The organism is Pseudoalteromonas sp. SG44-1, from assembly GCF_014164315.1.
Lineage (GTDB): Bacteria > Pseudomonadota > Gammaproteobacteria > Enterobacterales > Alteromonadaceae > Pseudoalteromonas > Pseudoalteromonas rhizosphaerae.
The window spans coordinates 1-1,405 of record NZ_JACJEW010000171.1; the positions used below are offsets into that span (position 1 = coordinate 1).

At 44.0% G+C, this 1,405-nt stretch carries 1 protein-coding gene; it reads left to right on the forward strand.

Going from position 1 to position 1,405, the window contains the following annotated elements; translation table 11 throughout:
* The coding region (tuf, locus tag H5187_RS23540) for an elongation factor Tu (protein WP_145238324.1) at nt 1-1,149 on the forward strand (1,149 nt) is incomplete at its 5' end.
* Nucleotides 1,150-1,405: the final 256 nt, after the last annotated feature.

Here is a 1,405-nt window from a genome sequence, read left to right on the forward strand (position 1 = left end):
GTAAACGTAGGTACAATCGGCCACGTTGACCACGGTAAAACTACCCTAACTGCAGCAATCACTAACGTACTTGCAAAAGTATACGGCGGTGTTGCTAAAGATTTCGCATCAATCGATAACGCTCCAGAAGAGCGCGAGCGCGGTATCACAATCTCAACTTCACACGTTGAATACGATACGCCTACTCGTCACTACGCACACGTAGATTGTCCTGGACACGCCGATTATGTTAAAAACATGATCACTGGTGCTGCTCAAATGGACGGCGCTATCCTTGTTGTTGCTGCGACTGATGGCCCTATGCCACAAACGCGTGAGCACATCCTTCTTTCTCGTCAAGTTGGCGTTCCTTACATCATCGTATTCATGAACAAATGTGACATGGTTGATGACGAAGAGCTACTTGAACTAGTAGAAATGGAAGTTCGTGAACTTCTTTCTGAGTACGATTTCCCAGGTGATGACTTACCACTAATCGCTGGTTCTGCGCTTAAAGCGTTAGAAGGCGAGAAAGAGTGGGAAGACAAGATCATTGAGCTTGCAGACGCACTTGATTCTTACATCCCAGAGCCAGAGCGTGACATCGATAAGCCATTCATCATGCCTATCGAAGACGTTTTCTCAATCCAAGGTCGTGGTACTGTTGTAACTGGTCGTGTTGAAGCTGGTATCATCCGCATCAATGACGAAGTAGAAATTGTTGGTATCAACGATACAACTAAATCTACTTGTACTGGTGTTGAAATGTTCCGTAAACTACTTGACGAAGGTCGTGCTGGTGAGAACATTGGTGCACTTCTACGTGGTACTAAACGTGAAGACGTTGAACGTGGTCAAGTACTAGCTAAGCCTGGTTCAATCAACCCACATACAACATTCACTTCAGAAGTATACGTACTTTCTAAAGATGAAGGTGGTCGTCATACTCCATTCTTCAAAGGTTACCGTCCACAGTTCTACTTCCGTACAACTGACGTAACTGGTGACGTACAGTTACCAGATGGCGTAGAAATGGTAATGCCTGGCGATAACGTTAAGATGACTGTAAAGTTAATCTCTCCAATCGCAATGGATGAAGGTCTACGTTTCGCAATCCGCGAAGGTGGCCGTACTGTAGGTGCTGGTGTAGTAGCAACTATCGTAGAGTAATAATTAACTTTTAAGTTAATTATTAGAAAAAGGTCACTTCGGTGGCCTTTTTTAATGTCTGCGATTTGAGCTGTAAGCTCTAAGCGGTAAGTTTTAAGTTGCTCGGTGTTAATATGTACTTGTAGGCGAGTGGCTTGCCACCGCGTTTATAACAGAAAGTAAATATATTAAATTTTCTTGCTATTTAAGTTGAGGAGATCTAGATTTTTACCGCTTACCGCTTACCGCTTACCGCTTACCGCTTACCGCTTACCGC